The organism is Sporolactobacillus terrae DSM 11697 (assembly GCF_000648615.1).
Taxonomy (GTDB): Bacteria; Bacillota; Bacilli; order Bacillales; family Sporolactobacillaceae; genus Sporolactobacillus; species Sporolactobacillus terrae.
Genome location: NZ_JFZC01000039.1, coordinates 37,194 through 59,342, shown reverse-complemented (window position 1 = coordinate 59,342; position 22,149 = coordinate 37,194). Strand labels below are relative to the sequence as shown.

At 45.6% G+C, this 22,149-nt stretch carries 24 protein-coding genes and 1 other annotated feature; of the genes, 1 reads left to right on the top strand and 23 read right to left on the bottom strand.

Annotated features, from left to right (window positions below):
- Nucleotides 1–6: 6 nt before the first annotated feature.
- The 6 genes from AA84_RS0107625 to AA84_RS0107600 form a co-directional block, all read right to left on the bottom strand.
- Nucleotides 7–213: a DUF2905 domain-containing protein gene (locus AA84_RS0107625; RefSeq protein WP_028976698.1), complete on the bottom strand. Its 207-nt coding sequence runs from the start codon at nucleotides 211–213 to the stop codon at nucleotides 7–9.
- A 3-nt stretch (nucleotides 214–216) separates the two neighbouring features.
- Entirely contained in the window at nucleotides 217–1,221 is a 1,005-nt protein-coding gene (gene ruvB, locus AA84_RS0107620) for a Holliday junction branch migration DNA helicase RuvB (protein WP_028976697.1), read from the bottom strand.
- A gap of 15 nt (nucleotides 1,222–1,236) precedes the next feature.
- On the bottom strand, nucleotides 1,237–1,836 hold the full coding sequence (gene ruvA / locus AA84_RS0107615; RefSeq protein WP_028976696.1) for a Holliday junction branch migration protein RuvA: 600 nt from the start codon (nucleotides 1,834–1,836) through the stop codon (nucleotides 1,237–1,239).
- Between the two features lie 238 nt (nucleotides 1,837–2,074).
- Nucleotides 2,075–2,806 (bottom strand): YebC/PmpR family DNA-binding transcriptional regulator, encoded by a 732-nt coding sequence (locus AA84_RS0107610; RefSeq protein ID WP_028976695.1) that lies wholly within the window; start codon nucleotides 2,804–2,806, stop codon nucleotides 2,075–2,077.
- A 247-nt stretch (nucleotides 2,807–3,053) separates the two neighbouring features.
- A complete protein-coding gene (locus tag AA84_RS0107605; RefSeq protein WP_028976694.1) occupies nucleotides 3,054–3,611 on the bottom strand; it encodes a YhcN/YlaJ family sporulation lipoprotein in 558 nt (185 codons plus the stop codon).
- A gap of 145 nt (nucleotides 3,612–3,756) precedes the next feature.
- Entirely contained in the window at nucleotides 3,757–5,253 is a 1,497-nt protein-coding gene (locus AA84_RS0107600; protein ID WP_028976693.1) for a LysM peptidoglycan-binding domain-containing protein, read from the bottom strand.
- Between the two features lie 224 nt (nucleotides 5,254–5,477).
- On the opposite strand from AA84_RS0107600, the gene AA84_RS0107595 reads away from it, so the two are divergent.
- Nucleotides 5,478–6,014: a transcription repressor NadR gene (locus AA84_RS0107595; protein WP_028976692.1), complete on the top strand. Its 537-nt coding sequence runs from the start codon at nucleotides 5,478–5,480 to the stop codon at nucleotides 6,012–6,014.
- Nucleotides 6,015–6,024: 10 nt separating this feature from the next.
- Here the strand turns inward: AA84_RS0107595 and obgE are convergent, their stop codons facing one another.
- From obgE to AA84_RS0107510, 17 genes are all read right to left on the bottom strand, one after another.
- On the bottom strand, nucleotides 6,025–7,308 hold the full coding sequence (gene obgE / locus AA84_RS0107590) for a GTPase ObgE (protein WP_028976691.1): 1,284 nt from the start codon (nucleotides 7,306–7,308) through the stop codon (nucleotides 6,025–6,027).
- Entirely contained in the window at nucleotides 7,290–7,847 is a 558-nt protein-coding gene (locus AA84_RS0107585; protein ID WP_037563244.1) for a Spo0B C-terminal domain-containing protein, read from the bottom strand. Before AA84_RS0107585 ends, obgE begins: the two co-directional genes overlap by 19 nt.
- 427 nt (nucleotides 7,848–8,274) lie before the next feature.
- Nucleotides 8,275–8,571: a 50S ribosomal protein L27 gene (rpmA, locus tag AA84_RS0107580; protein ID WP_028976689.1), complete on the bottom strand. Its 297-nt coding sequence runs from the start codon at nucleotides 8,569–8,571 to the stop codon at nucleotides 8,275–8,277.
- A gap of 16 nt (nucleotides 8,572–8,587) precedes the next feature.
- Nucleotides 8,588–8,914, bottom strand: a complete 327-nt coding sequence (locus AA84_RS0107575; RefSeq protein WP_028976688.1) for a ribosomal-processing cysteine protease Prp — start codon at nucleotides 8,912–8,914, stop codon at nucleotides 8,588–8,590.
- Between the two features lie 12 nt (nucleotides 8,915–8,926).
- Complete coding sequence (gene rplU, locus AA84_RS0107570; RefSeq protein WP_028976687.1) at nucleotides 8,927–9,235, bottom strand: 50S ribosomal protein L21; 309 nt, start codon at nucleotides 9,233–9,235, stop codon at nucleotides 8,927–8,929.
- A 56-nt stretch (nucleotides 9,236–9,291) separates the two neighbouring features.
- Nucleotides 9,292–9,370 (bottom strand) — a sequence feature (ribosomal protein L21 leader region).
- Between the two features lie 62 nt (nucleotides 9,371–9,432).
- On the bottom strand, nucleotides 9,433–10,590 hold the full coding sequence (locus AA84_RS0107565; protein ID WP_051577875.1) for a ribonuclease E/G: 1,158 nt from the start codon (nucleotides 10,588–10,590) through the stop codon (nucleotides 9,433–9,435).
- A gap of 68 nt (nucleotides 10,591–10,658) precedes the next feature.
- Nucleotides 10,659–11,498 (bottom strand): M50 family metallopeptidase, encoded by an 840-nt coding sequence (locus AA84_RS17415; RefSeq protein WP_051577872.1) that lies wholly within the window; start codon nucleotides 11,496–11,498, stop codon nucleotides 10,659–10,661.
- Complete coding sequence (locus tag AA84_RS0107555) at nucleotides 11,491–12,282, bottom strand: M23 family metallopeptidase (RefSeq protein WP_028976685.1); 792 nt, start codon at nucleotides 12,280–12,282, stop codon at nucleotides 11,491–11,493. Before AA84_RS0107555 ends, AA84_RS17415 begins: the two co-directional genes overlap by 8 nt.
- Nucleotides 12,283–12,487: 205 nt before the next feature.
- The gene (gene minD, locus AA84_RS0107550) at nucleotides 12,488–13,285 is read right to left on the bottom strand and encodes a septum site-determining protein MinD (RefSeq protein ID WP_010026357.1); all 798 of its coding nucleotides are present in this window, start codon (nucleotides 13,283–13,285) and stop codon (nucleotides 12,488–12,490) included.
- Nucleotides 13,286–13,311: 26 nt separating this feature from the next.
- Nucleotides 13,312–14,004, bottom strand: coding sequence for a septum site-determining protein MinC (locus tag AA84_RS0107545; protein ID WP_028976684.1), 693 nt, complete (start codon nucleotides 14,002–14,004; stop codon nucleotides 13,312–13,314).
- 105 nt (nucleotides 14,005–14,109) lie between these two features.
- Nucleotides 14,110–14,625: a rod shape-determining protein MreD gene (mreD, locus tag AA84_RS0107540; RefSeq protein ID WP_028976683.1), complete on the bottom strand. Its 516-nt coding sequence runs from the start codon at nucleotides 14,623–14,625 to the stop codon at nucleotides 14,110–14,112.
- Between the two features lie 2 nt (nucleotides 14,626–14,627).
- Nucleotides 14,628–15,500: a rod shape-determining protein MreC gene (mreC, locus tag AA84_RS0107535; protein WP_028976682.1), complete on the bottom strand. Its 873-nt coding sequence runs from the start codon at nucleotides 15,498–15,500 to the stop codon at nucleotides 14,628–14,630.
- A gap of 43 nt (nucleotides 15,501–15,543) precedes the next feature.
- On the bottom strand, nucleotides 15,544–16,584 hold the full coding sequence (locus AA84_RS0107530; protein WP_028976681.1) for a rod shape-determining protein: 1,041 nt from the start codon (nucleotides 16,582–16,584) through the stop codon (nucleotides 15,544–15,546).
- Nucleotides 16,585–16,696: 112 nt separating this feature from the next.
- Entirely contained in the window at nucleotides 16,697–17,383 is a 687-nt protein-coding gene (radC, locus tag AA84_RS0107525; RefSeq protein WP_037563241.1) for a RadC family protein, read from the bottom strand.
- Between the two features lie 377 nt (nucleotides 17,384–17,760).
- Nucleotides 17,761–18,747, bottom strand: a complete 987-nt coding sequence (locus AA84_RS0107520; protein ID WP_028976679.1) for an SPOR domain-containing protein — start codon at nucleotides 18,745–18,747, stop codon at nucleotides 17,761–17,763.
- 141 nt (nucleotides 18,748–18,888) lie between these two features.
- Nucleotides 18,889–20,595, bottom strand: a complete 1,707-nt coding sequence (locus AA84_RS0107515) for a sensor domain-containing diguanylate cyclase (RefSeq protein WP_420542177.1) — start codon at nucleotides 20,593–20,595, stop codon at nucleotides 18,889–18,891.
- A 160-nt stretch (nucleotides 20,596–20,755) separates the two neighbouring features.
- A complete protein-coding gene (locus AA84_RS0107510; RefSeq protein ID WP_028976677.1) occupies nucleotides 20,756–22,078 on the bottom strand; it encodes a bifunctional folylpolyglutamate synthase/dihydrofolate synthase in 1,323 nt (440 codons plus the stop codon).
- Between the last annotated feature and the right edge of the window lie 71 nt (nucleotides 22,079–22,149).

Genomic DNA, 22,149 nt, shown 5'->3' with positions numbered 1-22,149 from the left:
GCATTCTTACATTCTGTGAAATAAATTAATGAAGTACATAATTAAGGATAAGAGCAAACTAACAAGAATACAGGTAACAATTGGAAAGACGAAGGTGACATTTCCCTTTTTAAAAATGAGGTCTCCAGGCAGCCGCCCAATAAGCGGCCAGCAAAGGCCGATTAGAAAGATAATGGCGCCAGCAATCATGAGCACTTTCCCGAAATCACCCATTTATCACTCGTCCTCTCGTTTACAATGAAAATGCCGGTACGCTTGGTCGGTCACAATCCGTCCGCGCGGTGTGCGCTGAATAAATCCAATCTGCAGCAAGTACGGCTCTTGAACGTCTTCGATCGTATGCCGATCCTCGCCAATTGATGCGGCAAGAGTATCTAAACCGACCGGTCCGCCATTAAATTGGTTGATTATCCCCAGAATCAGTTGACGATCAACACGATCGAGTCCTGCTTCATCAACATGCAGTCGCGTAAGCCCATCTCGCGCCGTCTGCTGATCAATCATGCCATTGTTTTCAACTTGTGCAAAGTCGCGAATCCGTTTCAACAGGCGATTAGCAATTCTCGGCGTACCGCGCGAACGTCTGGCAATTTCAATGCAGGCATTCTCGGCAATTTCTGTTTTCAATACACCTGCCGTTCTGTTAATAATCATAGACAATTCTTCCGGTGTATAAAACTGCAGGCGGTGAATCACGCCAAAACGATCGCGAAGCGGCGGAGACAGATACCCGGCACGTGTCGTAGCCCCAACTAAGGTAAACGGCGGCAAGTTCAGCCGAACCGAATGCGCGGTTTCATCTTTTCCAATCATGATATCCATGCAAAAGTCTTCCATCGCCGGATACAGAATTTCTTCAACATGGCGCGGCAGCCGGTGAATTTCGTCAATAAAAAGAACATCGCCCGGTTCCAAGGATGAGAGCACCGCAGCTAGGTCGCCAGGTCGTTCCAGTGCCGGGCCGGAAGTGGTGCGAATTCCTGCACCCATCTCCGTTGCGATAATCATTGAAAGCGTCGTTTTTCCTAGCCCCGGGGGTCCATAGAGAAGAACATGATCAAGCGGTTCCTGCCGCGCTTTTGCAGCACGTATAAAGATTTTAAGATTCCGCTTCAGTTCTTCCTGACCGATATAATGATCTAAGTCGGAAGGACGAATGGATTGGTCCAGCCCTTGATCTTCAAGCAACGCATCACGCGAAAGCAGATGATCCTCTTCCAATTAGACGCCCTCCTTTTATAGCTTTGATAATCGTTTCAACGCTTCCTTGACATAATTTTCAGCACTAAGATTCTGTTGTTCAAGTTTAGGCACGATTTTTCGAATTTCTCGTTCCGAGTATCCGAGCGAAGACAGAACGTCCATCGCTTCGGCAAGTGCATTGTTTAACCGCTTTTCGGGTTCATCCAACAGTTCTGCAGCAGGACTTATTGCGAATTCCTGCAGTTTGCCTTTTAGGTCGAGGATGATTTGCCCTGCGGTTTTGCGGCCAATGCCAGGAAAACGGGTCAAATATTTTTCATTTTCCGCTTCAATCGCTTGAATCACTTCATCCGGATCACCGGAGGCAAGAATCGCTAGTGCGTTTTTCGGTCCAATTCCGGAAACAGAGAGCAGTCGGACAAACAGTTCCCGTTCTTCCCTCGTCTGAAATCCGTATAAAATATTCGCGTCTTCGCGTACATATTGATACAGATAAACCTTCGCTTCCTTTTTCAGCAAAGGCTGATAGGTAAATGGATTAGGACAAATAATTCGATAGCCGAACCCGCCCTGTTCAATAACGATCCCGCCTCCGGAAAGATAGGTTAAAATTCCCCTTATGTAATCAAACACGTAAGTAACTCCTCATCCGTTCATTTCTGCTCTGAAGTCAGTTCACTCATTCTATCATAGCATATGACACATTTTTGTCCCAATAAAAACAATGCAAGGCGTCCGAGCGATTACATGTCTCGCAGCGATTGATATGCCGCTTATTTCAGGAGAAGCAAATTCAAAATCATGAACTTCCTTATCTCGCAAAAGAAAGGAGCATCCGCGACGAATGCCCCTTTTCTCCACTTCTGCTGAATCAATCGTTTTCTTCAAGATTGGTATAAATATCCTGAACATCATCATTGTCTTCCAGCACTTCAATCAATGTTTTCATCTTTTCAAGATCATTGCCGGTCAATGCTGTTTTTGTTGTCGGGATCATGGCAACTTCCGCGCGGTCAACTTCATATCCTTTATCTTCACTCAATGTTTTGCGAACATCTTCAAAGACGTCAGGTGTTGTAATAATGATGAACCGGTCATCCTCCGTTTTCATGTCCTCTGCACCCGCATCGATTGCATCCATCATCACTGTATCTTCATCCAGTTCATCATTCTTCTCAATTTCAATGATGCCTTGTTTGTCGAACAGAAATCCGACACTGCCGCTTTCGCCTAGATTTCCGCCACTTTTTGTAAAGGCATGGCGAATATCCGAGGCAGAGCGGTTACGATTATCCGTCAGGACGTCGACCATTACAGCTACACCGCCTGGTCCGTACCCCTCATAAGTGATTTCTTCATAAGTCACACCATCAAGATCGCCGGTTGCTTTCTTGATTGCCCGGGAAATATTGTCATTTGGCATATTTGCAGCTTTCGCCTTTTCAATCGCGTGGCGAAGCCCGGAATTCATTGACGGATCGCCGCCACCATGGCGCGCTTCCAAGAAGATATCTTTGGATAACCTCATAAAAATTTTTCCGCGTGCTGCATCAACAGCATTTTTCTTATGCTGAATGTTATTCCATTTTGAATGTCCAGACATAATGGTTCTCCTCCCAAAAATTACGGCTGAACGCATCTTAGTCGAAAAAACATAAATGTCAAAAAAAGAACCGGCAATTGCCGTCCTCTGTTCTTGTTCGTCGTCGTTTTTTACCATTTATGTTCTTTTATCCTATACTTTCGCGTACTCCGTAAAATTCACTCCGTTCCCATTATAACCATTTTTTATTCTAAAAAAAAGAGCAAAGGGCTCTGCCTTTGCTCTTTTGCTGCTTTAGAGGCATTGATCAGCGACTGTTGTTTTCAAAAGGACGTTTCACTGCATTGGTCAGATCGTCAATAATGCCAACGATATCAGAACGCACTTCACGTGTTGCTTTTCCCGCATTAAAATCTGTTTCAGTTGCGGTTATGCGCTTCACATAACGATTATCCGTTGAAACGAGCACTTCACGATCACCGGCTAGTGGCTGAACCTGAAGACGGATCTGCTTTCTCAAGTTTGCAACGTTCTCATTTTTTTCCGGTACGGCACCAATTGCAACCGTATTGCCTGTGACGAGCACATGCGCTTGATCCACCCCATCAACTGAAGCGGCCCGATCAGAGATACGTTTTGCTAAACGCCTCTGATCGCCATAGTTCATCTGATTTGCACGCGGACCATTCGGATTGTTGAAATTTGTGTAATCAGGCGCTGTATTCGGATTGTTGTACCCCGTACGATAATTGACGTCTCGCGGTGCAACATTTGGATTGTTGTTTGCCGCATTATCTGCTTGGCACCCTGCCAAGAAAGCCCCAAGTGAGAGTACGGTCCCCAATTTAAGTACTGCTTTTTTCAATTTAACTCCTCCTTTCGCACTTATGATGTGTGAAGGAGGCAATTTTTACGCTAAGAATTTTTACCGATAAACTGACAAAAAATAGAAAACGAATTGAGAAGCAGCGATTCGCGTCTAAAACCGTCTTCACTCATTGCACGCATCTTTATTTTTTTGACTTTCCTTCTTGTTTTAACGGTTGATAGGTAGGTGCCTTAGGATTTGACAGTGCACTATAAGGAATCGGTTTCTGATGTGGTGGCTGATTGCCTGCATAGTACCCTGCTACCGGAGCATTTCCATAGTTTGAAACCGGTCCGCCGCAGTTACATGGCTTTTTCGAATTAACCGGAGTATAAGGATATGGTGGCATCCCATAGGAGCCGGTACCAACCGGTGAAAGCTTTCCCGTATAAGCAGGCGCCGTTTGTGATCCTTGCGTTTTTCCATATGCACCACCCTTTTGCGGAGACACAATTGAAGGGTGCTTGCCACCTTTAGAAGCTCCTGTATACGGCTGATCCAAAGGTACTGATTTTGTTCCAATTGGGTATTGCGGTTGTTTCCCTTTCCAAGGCTGCAATTTCGGATATGAACCGCCTTTTTTCTGCGGATAATTCTGATTTGCTCCAGTTTGGGTAGGATAATATGGATTTATACTTTGTTGTGCAGGGCTCACGGGGCCTCCCATATTTGGATACGTTGGCCCTTGCGTCGACGGACTGACCACATTCCCCATATTCGGATACGCTGGGCTCTGCGTCGACGGACTTACCACATTCCCCATATTCGGATACGTTGGCCCTTGCGTCGACGGACTGACCACATTCCCCATATTCGGATACGTTGGCCCTTGCGTTGCCGGACTGACCGCATTCCCCATATTCGGATACGCTGGGCTTTGCGTCGACGGACTTACCACATTCCCCATATTCGGATACGTTGGCCCTTGCGTCGACGGACTGACCGCATTCCCCATATTCGGATACGTTGGCCCTTGCGTTGCCGGACTGACCGCATTCCCCATATTCGGATACGTTGGCCCTTGCGTTGCCGGACTGACCGCATTCCCTACATTCGGGTAGGTTGGGCTTTGTGTAATCGGACTGACCACATTTCCCACGTTCGGGTAGGTTGGATAGGTTGACCCTCCATAAGCAGGACTAACCGCGCTACCTGCGTTCGGATCAGAAGGCCCCTCATTTGTTGGACTGCCCGACGACGGTTGTGGGGCAGAATAATTGGGATACATCCCTGTGTCTGTCGGACTCCATTCGTTATCTTCCGGGCTTTTGGGGTAGAGAATTTGCGGATATTCTGTATCCTCTGTTCCGGAAACATGGGCATTAGGAACTGCATTCGGCTGTTCCTTGATCTCTTGCACAGCCTGCGGCTGGGAAGGCGCTGGTTCAGGTGTTTGCGGTGGTTCCGGTTCAGGCGCCTGCGGCTGAGGTTGAGGAGCAGACGCGTGCGTCACCTCGGATCGAGCGGAAATCTTTCGCTTGATCGGCTGTTTTCCAATTGCCACCTTTACCTTCTCCCCTTGTTGCAAGGAACCTTCGCTTAAATCTGTATTCATTTTCCTGAATTCGTCAATTGTCATGCCATGTTTTCTTGCGATTTCTTCCATGGTATCGCCTTTTTGGACAACATATAATTTCACGGTTCTCCATCCCTCCTGTGAAAGTCATTTTATATATATGGTGTTTCTGGGCATTTTGCCACTCTTTCCAATCGAAAGTTATCGGCCGATCACTCAAATCAATGGGAGCCAAGCCGTCACCCATACACAGAAGCATTGATTTGTCTTATACTTAAAAGAGCAGTCACACACAATCATTCAAATCAAACGATTGAATGGGTAAAAAATTGATGGGGTGCAAAACCATGAAAACGACAAGAGGAAAAAGAATATCCGGGGATGAGCGCAGAAAGTCGATTCTGAGTCTTTTGGCGCAAACACCAGATCCGCTTAAAGGCAATGAACTCGCCGAAAAAATGAAGGTAAGCAGACAAGTCATTGTTCAAGATATCTCGCTTCTCAAGGCTGAAGGGCAGCCGATTATAGCCACTTCGCAAGGCTATCTGTTGCTCCAAAAAAGCAAACAGGAGCAAATCACAAAGATCGTTGCATGCAAACATTCAATCAGCGAGACCGAAGACGAATTGAATCGAATTGTTGACTGCGGTGTGACGGTTCTGAACGTAACTGTGGAACATCCATTATATGGCGAAATCACTCGCTCATTGATGGTGCGCAATCGTTCCGATGTGCAACACTTTGTCGAAAACTTACAAAAAACCGGTGCATCACTGCTCTCTTCCCTCACCGACGGCGTGCACGTTCATGAACTTGAAGCAAGTGACCTAGAAAAGATCAATCATGCAATACATGCGCTAAAAAAGGCAGGTTACCTCTTGTAACCTGCCTTTTTTAATCAGAGTATTCAAATTCAAAATCCATAATCCGAACGGTATCTCCTTCAGAGACCCCTTTTTCACGCAACGCATCATCCACACCCATACCGCGCAGCTGACGCGCAAAACGCCGAATAGCTTCATCGTGATTGAAGTTCGTCATTTTAAACAACAGTTCGACCTTTGGACCAGAAACATTGAAAACACCATCCGAATCCCGTGTAATCACAAACGGTGCTTCTTCTTTTTTAAAAGTGTACAATCCCTTGCCATCCTCTTGCTCCGGTTTTTCCATTGGAAATTCCGGTGTGGTCAAGATCAATTGATACACGGCTTGTGTTAATTCTTTTAATCCTGCTTTCGTCAGAGAAGAAATAGCGAATATCGGAACATCAGGACCAACTTTTTCCTTGAATGTTTTCAAATTTTCCTCAGCTTTCGGCATATCCATTTTCGAAGCAGCGATAACCTGTGGACGTTCTAAGAGACGCAGTTGATAACTTTTCAGCTCTTCATTGATTTTCTGATAATCTTCATAAGGATCCCGGCCTTCGCTTCCCGACATGTCAACCACATGAATAATGACCCGTGTACGTTCGATATGGCGCAAGAATTGATACCCCAAACCCGCACCACTGCTTGCACCTTCAATCAGTCCCGGAAGATCGGCAAGTACAAAGCTTCGCCCTTCATCAACAGCTACAACACCAAGGTTCGGCGCAAGCGTCGTAAAATGATACTCAGCAATTTTTGGTTTTGCTGAAGTCACGACAGAAAGAAGCGTTGATTTGCCAACACTTGGGAAACCAACAAGCCCCGCATCTGCTAAGAGCTTTAACTCCAGCTGTACTTCGCGTTCTTCACCCGGCTCGCCATTTTCAGAAATATACGGGGCCGGGTTTGCCGGTGTCGAAAAACGGGTATTGCCACGTCCGCCGCGTCCGCCTGCTGCGATCACTTGACGCTGCCCGTTCTCAGTCAAGTCAGCAAGCACTTTCCCTGTTTCCTTATCCTTAACAACCGTTCCCGGTGGAATTTGGACAACGAGCGGAGCCGCACTTTTGCCATGTTGATTCTTCGTTCGGCCGTTTTCTCCCTTTTTTCCCTTAAAATGGCGTTTGTAACGAAAGTCCATCAAGGTGCGCAACCCTTCATTAACCTCAAAGATCACGTCGGCCCCTTTGCCGCCGTCGCCGCCCGCCGGACCTCCGTCAGGCACATACTTTTCGCGCCGAAAGGCAACCATGCCGTTGCCGCCATCGCCGCCTTTCACAAACACGTTTACTTGATCGACAAACACATTGTCCACCTCACTTCATTTTCATTGCTTCCATCGTTTATTATGTAGTGTTCAACCCATTGAAACGATTGATACACAATCTGATTGTTTACCTGTTGTTCCGCAGCATGAGGATCCGTAAGTATCCCTATAAAATAGACCGATATGCGTGTTTCAGGTTCCGTTGTATCAAAAATAATCTCTACCTTATTTTCTGACAAAGGCGACGCATGTTGTTCGATGATCGAAAAAAGTTCCTTGAACAAGAGCGCCAGTGAATGATCATAGGCAGATAAGTTCTTCTGCTTACCGTCAATATGAAAAGTAACATGAAAGTCCTGAGCAGTCCAGCTGTAGTGCATTAGAAAAACCGCACATTGCGGGATCTGCAAACGAGTCAGTCCCGTTTGATTATGAAGTTTCTCTGTGACCCGTTCAACAATTTCTTCCGCTTTTTCCGGCTGCTTTAGAAAAAGATAACCCTTAATCAACTGCAAATCATTCAATAGGCCATGCCGCGCGAAACTCAACAATTCCATCGCTTTTTGTTCATTAAACATTGCCGCACCTCCAATCGCACAAGACCAGTATAACAGATCCCTGTCGGGGAACGACAAGCGAAAGCGTCACTCAAATCATGAAAAAAAACCTTGCATCCCCACTGGCGATTGCGGCGTTTTTCGACTTAAGCAGCCAGGCCTTCGATGCCCTGTAGAGGCACATTCTAATTGAGCAAAAGTCGCTGCATGAAAAAAACTGGATAGGCTTAAACGACACTTCATCTGCTCGCTGGCACGCATCAACAAAGCGCAATCCCGCTGGCGCCAGAGTACTTCCGCTTTGATTCTTAGCCAAGACACTGGGCTATTGGTTTGAAGACAGGGCAAAATCTTATACTTTCTTTTCCTGTAAAAAAGCGGCAGATAAACCTTTTGCTTGCGCAAAAAGTCATCTGCCGCCTCAATACTTATTCATGCACAAAAAGCATTAAGCTTCTTTAGCCACTTCTACCGGGTAGACACTGACTCTTTTCTTGTTCTTACCGAACTTTTCGAACTTAACGACACCATTTGCCGTTGCAAACAATGTGTCGTCGCCACCGCGTCCAACGTTCGTTCCCGGATAGATCTTAGTCCCGCGCTGACGATACAGAATTGAGCCGCTTGTCACCGTTTGACCGTCTGCACGTTTTGCGCCTAGACGCTTTGCGATGGAGTCACGACCGTTTTTTGTACTACCAACACCTTTTTTCGATGAGAAAAATTGAAGATCTAATTTCAACATCTTTAAGGCACCTCCTTTAATCACTAATACGAATATATTGACCATACGACTGTTCAATCGTACGCATTGAGATAAGCATTGCTTCCAAGATCAACTGGGCTTTCTCCAAATCACTGCCAGCAGCGTGATCCGGGATCGCACATTCAAGATAACCACTATCTTTCTGCCGCACGTCCAACTGCAGATTTGCCAGCGATTCAACGGCGTTAACCGATCCGAACGCAACAGCAGAAACCGCTGCACACACAAGATCACTTCCGTAGGGACCGCTATCGGCATGACCGGTTAAATTAAAGGCAACAATCTGCCCATGAGGATCACGATGAATGGTTAGATTAACCACCGCAAGCCACCGTCACGCATTGATTTTTTCAATGACAACTTTTGTGAATGGCTGTCTGTGACCTTGTTTGCGACGGTAGTTCTTTCTTCTTTTGAACTTGAACACAACAATTTTCTTGTCGCGGCCTTGTTCAACAACCTTACCCGTTACCGTTGCACCTTCAACAGTCGGTGCGCCGACCTTTACAGATTCTCCGCCAACAAAAAGCACCTTATCAAACGTAACGGCATCGCCTGCTTCACCGGCAAGCTTTTCAATAACAATCGTTTTTCCTTCTTCTACCTTCAGCTGCTTGCCTCCGGTTTCAATAATTGCGTACATTCCGATGCACCTCCTTTAAGATTATGTTTGTGACAAATCGGTTTGTCCAAACATATCTGTCATCTCAGACTCGCCAGAGAAAGGCTGCCCAAATTGGCGGGCATTATAACCTATTCTGAGCGGTTGGAGCGAGATGCTCCTAAGTCCTTTAACAACATAATAACATGTTGAATCTTAACATAGTCCATTGCTGTCTGTCAACGATGAGCTGCATTTTTCATCATGCTCATGACCTGATTCTGAATTCCCCAGCTCTGACGTTTTCTTGTCACTTCCACTAAGCCAACTCGAGTAAATCCATAGACCTGAACATGGTTTGGATCCGGTTTGGTTTCATGGATCAGCTGCTGCAAAAGGGCTTGCCGATCCGACTCGTGGTTCATCCGTAAAAAATCAATGATTATGATTCCACCAATCTGACGCAATCTCAATTGCCTTGCAATCTCCCTAGCTGCATTGCGATTAATTCGCCGAATCGCTTCATCACGATTCTTCTGAATCTTCATTGAGCCTGAATTCACATCAATTGTCGTCAACGCTTCCGTATAGTCGATGACAAGGGACGCCCCCGACTCCAGTGCTACTTTAGATGCAAAGGCATGCGTATATATAGACTCAATATTTAGTGAACGAAAGAGATTTGTTTCCGCAAGATGCCGTACCGACGCTCCTTCCGGAATTTCATTCTGGGCAATCAAAAAATTAGTAAGCACCGTACAATGCTCTGGAAAATGATGCTCATTAAACAGTTCGCCAAGAAAAGATAATTGGCGGCAGATCCGTTTCGGCTGCGTTGCCGAGGAAGCCGCTTTCTCAACGTTACGCCACTGATCCTTCAAATTAAGAAACTCTTGCCGAAGTGTTTGCAGCTGCTGCTTGGCTGCTGCTGTTCGCACAATCACGCCCTCGTTATCAACGCACCAAGCGGCAGCCGCCCGCTTCAATGAATCGCGCACTTGTTCGGGAAGGCGCTGTGATCCGGCAACATAGCCACTGTAGGGCAAATAAATAATCGTTTTCCCCTTCATCTGCACATGTTCTGTAAGTTCGGCTTCCTTTTGATTCCATGGCTCTTTATCAACCTGAACGAGGATAAACGCGCCTTTATCCTCCGGGCGATGCTTGACGCAGCGGTTGTGGGGAAGAAAGCCGCTCCTTCCCTCTCCGAGATCAACAAACCAACCGACTTGACTGAGGCGATCTTCAGAAATACGGCCAAGAAAGATATCCCCAATTCGCAGATCCGCTGCATCGTTTTGAAGATAAAAGGACACCACCCGCCCATTTTCGAAAACTGCCGCTCGAACGCCTTCCAAATGCTTTTCAAGCGCAATGCTTAAATCGAGTTGGACCATCGCAACCCCCACCCATAATTCGCTTAGGCTCATTATCCCAAATTGAATCGGGCGGTGCAACTTCGCACTTATAGGCATTCACGAATCGTGGCTGCTTCACAATCACCTTTAAAATAATCACGAACCAGTCCGATACCATCAAGTTCAGACTTCGGTTCGCCAATAATTCGTAAACGATGATCGGCATTTTTATAGTACATTGCAAAAACTTCAGTAAGCAACATTTCACCTGGAACTGACAGCTTCTTTAACCGTACGAATCTCTGCTTGCCGCTTGATAACGCAAGCAGAAAACGAATAAAGCGTAACGGGATCACGCGCCACTCTTTATAGATCGCAACGAGAATAAATAAAAAAATGATCCAGCTGTTGATTGAAAAGGGATAGAGCAGCAAGCTGATTACACCGAACAATCCTAAAGCAATTGCGGAGAAACAAAGCGCGCGGCGATAAGCCAGTTTATAGGGATAAACCATCTCCATCAAGACATGAGTCAGACGTCCTCCATCAAGCGGCCAGATCGGCAGCAGATTGAAGAGCAGCAGCGCATTATTTTGCATGAGAAAGAGATTGTGTTCGTTCATTCCCCAAAACGGAAAATTCAGCAGCGCATAAGAAAGCAGTGGCAGCCAAACGTTTTGCAGTGGTCCGGCAATCAGCACCAAACATTCCTGATAAAAAGGATGCGTCTCGCGCTCATCTATTTTTGCGACGCCACCAAAGGGAAGTAATTCGATTTCGAGCACATTCCATCCGAACAATCGAGCAGTCAATGCATGACCGAGTTCGTGAATCAGCACAATGACAAAGGCCATTACCGTTCCCCAAAGATGCCCGGTCAATGTTCCGGCAGCAATGACCAGCCAGAAAACAGGGTGAATCTTAATCTTAGGAAGCAGCTTAGTCAAAGGACATCACCTGTATCGGATCAATAAACTTTTCCCCCTTTTTTAGGGCGAAATAAAAGCTTCCTTTTTTATTGTTCGTACCGGAAGTAACGCCGATATTTTGACCTTTTTTCACCTCCTGATATACTTTTACATCCGCCGCATCGAGTTTTCCGTACCATGACTCATCATTATCTTTATGTTGAATGACGACCGTTTCGCCAATTGTCTTTTTCTTTCCGACAAATACAACCAGACCATCTTTTACTGCTTTAACGGTTGTATGTGCATGGGTTTCAACGGTGACTCCCTTCGTTGCCGATTTATACGGTGTCTTCACCTCGCCGGTCACCGGGTTAGCAAAAGATGATTTATCCGTTTGCGTTTGATGCTCACTTGATCCTTCATCGGCGCTTTTAGTGTCCTTGGGGATATTGGGAAGGAAACTGATTGGATCGCCTAAATAGTTCTCATACCACTGCGATACGGCAGCAAACTGGAATTCCTGAGTCATCGCTGTCTTTATGGAATGTTTTACCGCCGAGAGTTGACTGTCGTTTGTATTTACCCAATAGACTGCCCCGACAAGCAAAGCTGAGACCACACATTGCAGCATGAAGCGGCGAGTATGATTAACCGGCGGTTTTTGGGGCTCTTCCAGATCTGCCCAATAAGGCGCATTCATCATGCTGCTCCCTGATTTCTTGGGATGAAGGCTGTAATCCTTTGGCGACTCTCGCAGCATCGTTAGTTTTCTTTGTTTGCGCAACTGATGTCTTCGCTTATAATCCATAAAATCGCTCATGGGTTTGCTTCCTTTCCGCATGGATCCGTTTTATTCGTTCATTCAATTTCTTTCAGCATTTTGCCTATCGCATGATCTTGTCCATTGTGAACAAGCCTCTACAAAGACTGTATGCCCGGTCTTTATTAAATATGAGCAAAGAAAAAAGCGTCCATGCGCAAAGAATTTCTTTACGCACGGACGCTTTAAAAGCTAACTCTCTCGATTATCTCATTCCAAGCAAGGCTTTAACCCGATGGAAAAAGCCTTGCTTTTCATCAAGATCCATAAGCGGAACGGTTTCTCCCAGAATCCGTCTTCCAATATTCCGATAAGCCATTGCAGCCTTTGATGAAGGATTGAGCGCGATTGGTTCCCCCTTATTTGACGAAGAGATCACGCCATCATCATCGATGACAATACCAATCAAGTCAATCGCCAATATGTTCATGATTTCATCGATCTCAAGCATTTCACCGCTTTTAAGCAGATGCTGCCGTATGCGATTGATAATTAATCGCGGTGGTGAAACTTGTTTTTCTTGTTCCAGCAAACCGATAATTCGATCAGCATCGCGAACGGAAGAAATTTCAGGTGTCGTCACGACAATCGCATGATCCGCCCCTGCAACCGCATTCTTAAAGCCGCGTTCGATGCCAGCCGGACAATCAATAATAATGTAATCGAAATCGGCTTTTAACGTATCAATGATTTTCTTCATCTGATCGGGTTGGATCGAGTCCTTATCGGTTGTTTGGGCTGCCGGCAGCAAGCTGAGGCACTCAAAACGCTTGTCCTTCACTAATGCCTGATTAAGCTTGCACCGGCCTTGTGCAACGTCAACCAAATCATAGATGATTCGGTTTTCAAGTCCCATAACAACATCCAGATTGCGCAGGCCGATGTCCGTATCCACAAGACAGACTTTTTTCCCTTGCAGGGCAAGAACAGTACCGACATTTGCGGAAGTTGTTGTTTTTCCAACCCCGCCTTTTCCAGATGTCACAACGATTGCTTCTCCCATCGCTACACACCCCTTTTCTATCAATCTTACATCTTATTAAACGTAAATGGTAGATTTCCTTTTTTTATTGTGGCTTGTATGTGGTCAATCACGATTTTTCCAATATGATCGTCCAAATACGCACATTCGAACCTATGTCGTTCTGTCAACACTTCGGCTGTGTTGCGCTCATTGCGGCTAATGGTTTCCCCAATTTTGAGCTGTGTCGGCGCCATAATCGATGCGACAATTACCGCGTTGTTTCCATCTTCGCCTTGCCCTGCTGAAGCGACTCCGCGCAGAGACCCAAGAACGTATATGTTTCCTGAGGCAGACACAACGCCTCCCGGATTGACATCTCCGATTAAGAGAAGATTTCCTTGAACAGAGAGCACTTGGCCTGAACGTACAATTCGAACCATCGTGACTATTTTCTCCTGCTCTTTGATCTGGTCCAGTTCTGCATAAGTCAGCACATTCGAATGAATGGCTTCCACTTTTAAATGATCATAAGAGTGGATGATCTGTTTAAGCTGATCCCGCTGATCTGTGCTGATATAACGATTACCCACTTCAATTTTCACAGAAATGACCGGACCGTTTTGATCTAGATTCGTACTCGCTGCCAATTTTTCCTTAAGTTCGATTAACAAATCGCGATAAGCGCAAGCTTCATTCATGACAAGAACAAGACCATCTTTGCGCCCTTTTATTGTCACAAGTGACTGAGTGGCTGGCATCGGGATTTTCACCTCGATATGTTGATATTCAATATTAATAGAATAAATTCCTTCTTAAAACATACAGTTCCCTACAAAAGTTTGGATAACGGCAACTGGACTAAATCATTTTTTAATCCAGTCAGACATTTTCACTAAATCTCGGCGAAATGGATAATAGATCAGCAGAGTAAAGAGTGCGTTGAGCGCAAGCGTTGCAGGCACACGTGCTTGAAAGAAAACGCTGAGATTCTGATCCGTTAAACCGATCATCAAGTAAATGACATACACCTGAAATTCCATAACGACAACGCCGACAGCAACAAGGAGAAGGGTCATCACTAGGTTTAAATTCACCCATCGGGAAATCATAGAAATCAAATAAACGGTGAGCGTTAAGCTGAACGCATAGACACCGAGCACCGATGAATAGACGATGTCGGTCATAAAACCAAAGACGAGGGCATACCTCATCCCCCAACTGAGCGATCCGAAAAACGCGATCATCAGGATGGCGACAAAAACAAACTCCGGAACCCATTGTACATTGTCCCATGCATGGAACAGAGAGATAAGCGGGATAACGGTCCCTTGAATGATGAATAGAAAGAAGAGAAGAAAGAAAATTTTACTTTGCTTCATTCTCATTCCCCCTCATCACTTGCAACCGATGCTTTGCGCTCCAGGACCAGAACATAGCTTAGATCGTTAAGATTTGCAGCCGGCTTCACTTGAGCGGCCTTCGTCAACCCATATTGATCGGTTGTTACTTTGATGACCGTACCAATGACGAGTCCTTCAGGGTATTTGCCGCTTAAGCCTGATGTTGTCACCACTTGGCCTTTTTGCACTTTAGCTTTGATCGGGATTTTGCGAAAATACAAAAGATCCTTGTTCTGATCATAGCCTTCAATCATGCCCGGAATCGGGTCGCCCTTTTTCGGTTGAATAACGGCTGAAATTTGATTTATGTTCTGATCGTCCGAGATCAGCGATACCTTGCTGGTGAAACTGCTCGCCTTCGTGATGCTGCCGATCAGCCGTTTTCCGGAAGTAATGACCGGCATTCCGTCCTTAATCCCGTTGACTCGACCTTTATCAATCGTCAACAGTTGATTAAATTGATCAACCGTTCTGCCGATCATCATTGCCGAATACTTTCGAAAATCAGATAGTTTCGGGTCATTTTTTAAACCAAGCTGCGCTCTTAATGTCTTGTTCTGCGCAGAGAGGGTTCGGTTTTCCTGTTCAACACTGGCATAGTTTGCCAGATTTTCTTTTAGCCGCTTATTTTCTTTATAAGCATTTTCAATATCGTTCACATTCTGAAAGAAACCCGCTGCATAGCGAGCGGGTACATTGATCACATATTGAAAACCGCCGACAACATCCTGAACAAATTGTTCCGCCCAATTCGCACGTGTCCCCTGCTTTAGGGAATAGCTGATCAGTGCGATCAAGACAATGAGGCTGGTCAATAAGATGATTAATTTTTTGTTTGAAAAAAATGAAGGCATACAGACACCTGCTTAGCTGTTCACACGTTTTAGCGCTGAAAGATTATTTGTTTGCTAATGAGATTGAGTTCGCCTTGGAGCGAATTAACGGCAAGTTTTCAAGCGAACGTCCTGTACCGATTGCAACACAATCAAGCGGGTTTTCTGCAACAATTACCGGCATCTTTGTCTCATCACTCAGAACATGATCCAAGTTATTCAGCAATGCTCCGCCTCCGGTAAGAACAATTCCGCGATCCATAATATCGGCAGCAAGTTCAGGCGGGGTCTTCTCAAGTGTCACTTTGACTGCTTCGATAATTTGATTGACCGAATCGCGCAATGCTTCGGCGATCTCTTTTCCAGATACTTCAATGGTCTTCGGAAGACCGGTTAGCAAGTCGCGGCCGCGTACTTCCATTTTACTTTTTTCTATTTCTTCGGAATCGCCTGCAGATCCGATTTCAAGCTTCAAGGCTTCAGCGGAGCGTTCCCCGATCATGAGGTTATAGGTTTTCTTCACATACTGAATGATCGCTTCGTCCATATCATCACCGGCGATACGAATGGATTGGCTGGTCACGATCCCGCCAAGTGATATGATGGCAACTTCCGTTGTACCTCCGCCAATATCTACCACCATGCTTCCGGTTGGTTCCCAAACCGGCAAATCGGCACCAACTGCTGCTGCAAAGGGCTCTTCAATCGTATATGCTTCACGCGCACCCGCTTGTTTTGTCGCATCCTCTACGGCCCGTTTTTCAACGGCTGTAATTCCCGATGGGACACAAACCATCACATTTGGCTTGCGTGAAAAAACGGAGCGTTGTTTCTGTGCTTGATTAATAAAATATTTCATCATTGTCGCGGTTGTCTCGAAATCGGCAATCACACCATTTTTCATCGGACGAACTGCAACAATATTTCCCGGTGTGCGGCCGATCATGTTCTTTGCCGGCGTTCCGACTGCTTCAATCACACCATTGTCTGTGTGTAAGGCGACGACCGATGGTTCTCTGACGACAACACCTTTCCCCTTAACGTACACTAACGTGTTCGCCGTCCCAAGGTCAATACCCATATCTTTAGAAAATCCGCCAAACATCTATGTAATCTCCCTTCGATTGCAAAAACTCATGCATTTAATTATATCTTAATTGATCTTGAATTTATAGGGGGGCTAGAAATGAAATGTTTGGAATCATGCGCTTTTCATTTTACATTAGCCCCTTCTGTTTCAAACTAACAAATCGCCGGTCCCCAATGACGATATGATCCAGGACGTCCACACCAAGCATTTTTCCGCAAGAGGCTAAGCGTCTGGTTACATCAATGTCCTCCTTGCTGGGCGTTGGGTCGCCGCTTGGATGATTGTGAAAGCAGATGATCGAAGCAGCCGAGTGCCGTACTGCTTCTTTGAACACTTCACGTGGGTGAACGATAGAGGCGTTGAGACTACCAACAAAAATGGTGCACTTATGCAGCACTTGGTTCTTGGTATTCAAGAATAATGCCACAAAGTGCTCCTGTTTTAATGTGCGCATTTCCTCCATCACATAGTCGGCGCCATCTTCGGGAGAACGAATCGCGTACCTGGCATCGTGAGCCTTTCGACTCATACGCCGACCAATTTCAAAAACGGCTAATAAAAGAACCGCCTTTGCTGCGCCAATCCCTTTAACTTGCTTCAATTCTTCGATGCTCGCTTCCCGCAATTGTTCAAGATCGTTAAATTGACTGACCAATCGGCCGGCAAGCTGCATTACAGACTGATTTCTTGTCCCTGACTGCAGGAGGATGGCAAGCAGCTCTTGATTTGACAAAACAGGAGCGCCTTCGCGAATCAACCGTTCTCGAGGACGATCACCATTTGGTACATCTTTCATCATTATATTCTTCACCATAAACCATTCCCCCATTCTGCACGTTGAAGATCCCTTAAGCCAAGCATAGCGTGTTTCAGGATTTTCTGCAGAATGAAAAATGACAAAAATGGTCTATTTTCTAGGACAGTCGCCCATTATTTTCGACGCGAATCATCCGTTTATGTCACAAAAACGCAAAAATAAGCAATAATAATCTTTTTGTAATCGTTCTGTTACGCGCGCAACATCGATGCCTCGTAGAAGCCTTTGATTACGGGCATAGAACGGCCTGATTAAAGCCATACCGCTCATCACAGTATTAGCAGCAAAGCCGCCTCTTATCTGTTGTACTTCAATACGTTGTGCGCTTTGTTCTCTGCAGGCGCCACACATTCTTAATGAAACATCCGGTTTCTTTAAGAATGGATCAACGCGTTATAATGTGCGATCGACTCAAGCAGGCACTTGTGAAATGCAGCCGCCTGTTGTGTGGACGAATCTGTGGTCAATTGGGCTGCTGCTGCACGCGTTTGTTTAAGATCATCCATCACTTGTTTAGTAGCACGATCTGATTTTAAGCCTGATACGGATTTATAGAGCTTGTCCACGGTTTGCAGTACATTCTGGCCAGAAGCTGCGATTCGGTTAGGCTGCGCCGATAAGGCGAGATATTGCTGAATCATTTTCTTTGCCGCACGTGCCGTCTTCGCTTTATTTTGATCTTTTGCTGCTGCAGCAGCCGCTTGCAGCGTCATTTTCTTTTTAAACACATCCATGCCGTTCCCTTCAAACGCTTTAATCATTTGGTCCGCTTCTTTTTCGTTTTGTGCTGCGCCAACAAAAATGGCGTTGCCTCCCGTTACAGGCATCACAACTGCAGGTGCGTTCAGCTGAGATGCAATCTGCTTCGCCTTAGCCGGCGAGCCAAACAAACCCGCCTGAATGAGATAGAGTGATAAATTTAAATCGCTACTGGCAATCGTCGAGGTGCCGGTCTGCTGATTGGATTGCGCGCCGCTCGCCCATGTGTTCTTCTCTTTTGGCGTTTGTTCGTTTAGCACCATTAAAAGAGACATGCCAATCACCAATCCGACGACAAGCGCTGCCGCTGCCGGTAAGCCGATGAAACGGATCATACGCAGTTTCGTCATCGGTTTCTTGTGCGCCGATTGCCATTTGTTTTTTGCTGGTGGCTGCTTTTTTTCCGTAAAAGCATTTGAATCGGTACTTATTTTTTTGGGTTGCTGCTGAAGTTCATCGTTCTCATCGGAGAAAGCGCCGATCCAGTCCAGCGACTTATCCTGATCTGCGGCTGTTTCTTTTCTTGTCCACTCTTCCAAGGCATGTTTTTCTCCATTAAACGATACCGTCACTTGGGGCGTTTTATTATTCCTAGCGGTCACAGGTATCCCCCTTTGTCCAAACAAAGCTCTGCTTCCGACTAGCTTAGCACAGCGGACATAAAAAAGAACGAGACATTTGTCGTCTCATCCGCAAAAAATTTCTCTCTTTTTCTCGACTATTTTCAGCACAGCATCGATTGGTCAAAAGTAGCGAGCGACTCGATTCTTTCCTTGCTGCTTTGCTCCTTTATACATTGCGTGATCCGCGTTATAGATCAATTCAGACGGATCCGTGCCGTCTACAGGCGCCGTTGCCGTGCCAAGGCTGATCGTCACATGAATTTTGTCGTAGCGGTTGTCTTCTTCATTGAAAATCATGAAGGGTTCCGTTGCAACCGCGCGGCGAATCAATTCAGCAATTGAAAAGCATTGGCCAGAATCGATTTCAGGAAGCAGTACGGTAAACTCTTCACCGCCGTACCGTACAGCAATTCCACGTTCTCCAATCGTTTTCCGCAATCGATTCGCGACACCAATTAAGATCGCATTGCCGTTTTGATGCCCGAACCGATCATTAATTCGTTTAAAGTTATCAATATCAATCATAACAATTGAAAAAACCTCTAGCGAAGGATCATGAACCATTTGATGGATCATTTTCATCATGTAGCGATAATTAAACAAATCAGTCAGCGGGCAATGCTCGCTTTCCTTTTTTCGAATTTCAAAATTCTTCGCATTCTCAAGCCCTATTGCAAGAAAATCGGCAACAATTTCAATTCCGATTTTATTTGCTTTTGTAAAGGCTCTGTTGATATGTGAAGCGATTGTCAAAACACCGATGACTTGTCCACGATGCATCATCGGCACCGACAAATAAGATCGCGCTTGTCCTTTTGACACCGCGTCGAGAAACGGATACTTTGCACACACCTCTCCACTTTCAGTGACCGTTTTCGCTTCTTGATATACATTCATACTGATATCGGCTTCTTGCTGAAAGGGCACAAAGTCACTTTCCTGATTTTTGCGATAGAGACGGACAAGCTTTGGGTGCTCCGGTTCCGTGTACAGGACAACATAAAGATAATCCGCTGTTGTCATCATCGCGGGCATTTGAGCAAACAAGTGGTCAAATACACGGTTCACGGACAATTCTTCCGTGAGCTGCTGACCAAGATGATTCACGTTTTGAAGAAAATGGACTAATTCCTGGCTGTTGTTGATTTGTCTCATAATAACTGACAACGTGACCATTGGAATCGCAATCATCATCATACCTTCCCATCCCCTGGTTGTATACATGAGATAGAAGGCTATACCAAGCGGCAACATTAAAGCCGTAATCACCAGTTCCCAAGCAGAATCACGGTCGAATAGTTTCAGAACAACTTGCTGATTGAGCAGCCCGCGTCGAATGACAAGTAAAAGAAGGCTGTTGGATAGATAGGCAGCAATATAGAAAGCTATAATCGGCCATAAATGCAACGCCAAAACATTGCGGGCTCCCGTCACTGCTTGGCCGCCTAGTGCGTAATAAGCACATCCGGAAGAAATGGAAACGAACAAAAACATGGTCAAGTTGACCGGTATCCGATAAAAATCCGACTTCCCGACCCGCTGAAAAAGCAAATAGGTGATAATGCACAGTTGCGTCAATAACGTTTCAATGAATAGTCCGAATATTAGAAAGGTAGCTAGTCCGATTCCCTGAAGGACAATAATATCGGTCCCTTTAACTTTAAAACTGAAAATTGCGGTGAGAATAAAGACAATGCTTACAGTGAATAAGGAAGAAAAAGTGATGTTTCTTGGTGGATCAAGGACGTAGATTAGCGGAAGAAGCCCTGCCATCGACATGAGCCAAAAAATGATCACTGCCCTTTGCTTCAGTAATGTCAATCGCACTTCCCCCTTTTTATCCTGTGCGATTACAATCCAATTTTTACAATTATCTATTTTCCTATTACAATTTGACTAATTGTAATTGTAGCAAAATAAAAAGAAGTTGAAAAGGCTTTTTTTTGCCCCTTCAACTTCTTTTGCCCTTCTGTTTTTGTAGTTAAAATTACGGTCGCATTTCATTTGACTTCCCATCACGCAGGGCATGGCGAACCGCAGAAATAAAGTAGAGCGACCCGCACACCAGCACCATTTCGCCGGCTTTCGTTTTAGCAATCATGTCATTCAGAGCATGCATCCAGTCCGGATCTTTTTTCTTGATTCGATGATGCCCCGCGGCATAGAGCAGATCACTGCTTGCTGCGCGCGGGTAATCGAAGGAGGTAAACGTCACATCATGCACCGCCGATTCAATTAAATGAATCATTTGTTCATATTGTTTATCTTTCAGTGCCGCATAAAGCAGATGAATCGTTCGCCCTTCATAATATCTGGTCAAGGTGCGGACAAGCGCTTCAGTTCCCTGAACATTATGTGCACCATCAATAATAACGAGTGGATCATGCTTCATCCGTTCAAAACGCCCCGGCCAAGCCGCCTTCAGAAGCCCCTCACGAATAGCCGCCTCGGTGATGGGAAGCCCGCAGCATTCCGCCAAATGTTGGACAGCCATCAGGGCAGCCGAGGCATTTTTCAGCTGATGTTCCCCTCGCATGTGGAGAACAAGATCATTTAGATGAAGCTTGTCGGCAGTAAAATTAAAATGCTCGCCGTCTTCATCATGTCCGAGCGAATCATAGGAAAACGCAGTATTGAGGAGATACAATTCAGCATTTTTTTCTCTAGCTTTATCACGAATTACAGCCTGGGCATCCGGATGTTCGGCAGTCGTAACAATAGCTGTAGCTTCCTTGATGATTCCGGCTTTTTCAAAAGCAATCTGTTTAATGGTATTGCCGAGCTGCTTCATATGATCCATTGCAACATTGGTAATCACGCTGACGAGCGGATGAATGACATTGGTTGAATCCAGCCGTCCACCAAGACCGACTTCATAGATCACCAGATCACAAGGATGAATCATGGCAAAATAAACAAAGCTAAGCATCGTCACAACTTCAAATTCAGTCGGAAGGCCGAGATCGGTCTCTCGATCTACAGCAAGCGTCAGCGGATAGACAAGATTCGCCGCCTTAATCAGATCTTGATCACGGATTGGTTTGCCATTCACCATGATCCGCTCATTAAAGGAAGTAATGTATGGTGAAATAAACGTGCCGACCGTCATGCCTGAAGCTTGGTAAATATGCCATAAATAGCATACCGTCGATCCTTTTCCATTCGTTCCGCCGACGTGAACCGCACGAATCTTTTGCTGCGGATTGCCTAATTCAGCCAGCATCCATTCCATTCGCTTCGTACCGGGTTTGATTCCATGCGGGATCAGCCCGTGAATCCAGTTCAGTGTTTCATCAATTGTTTCAAACATTGCCGCGTCCTCCGCATCACTTTTGTTCCCCATGTGAAAACGGTGGGGGATACATCCCGCCACCGTCATCA